The sequence below is a fragment of the Marinicauda pacifica genome (assembly GCF_004793635.1).
GTDB lineage: Bacteria > Pseudomonadota > Alphaproteobacteria > Caulobacterales > Maricaulaceae > Marinicauda > Marinicauda pacifica.
The window spans coordinates 1-330 of sequence record NZ_SRXV01000019.1 but is presented as its reverse complement, the minus strand read 5'-3'; the positions used below and the strand labels follow the sequence as shown (position 1 = coordinate 330).

Sequence of the window (330 nt, the reverse complement as noted above, 5' to 3'; positions counted from 1 at the left end):
GGCGAAGGCGATACCGGGCCGAATACCGGCGGCATGGGGGCCTACGCCCCCGCCCCGCTGATGACCCCTGAATTGATGGCAACCGTCGATGAGCAGATCGCCCGCCCGATGCTGGCCGGGATGCGCGACGCGGACATGGCCTATTCCGGCGTGCTCTATATCGGCATCATGGTCACCGCGCAGGGGCCGAAAGTCGTCGAGTTCAATTGCCGCTTCGGCGCCCCGGAATGCCAGGCCCTGATGGTGCAGACCGAAGCGGACATCGTGCCGGCCCTGCTGTCCTGCGCCACTGGCGGCATGCCGGCCCGGGACTTTGCCCGGCTCCTGCCC

At 68.5% G+C, this 330-nt stretch carries 1 pseudogene; it reads left to right on the top strand.

Annotated elements, in window-relative coordinates:
* Positions 1-330 (top strand): annotated as a pseudogene (locus tag E5162_RS14240) (phosphoribosylamine--glycine ligase); the annotation flags it as partial.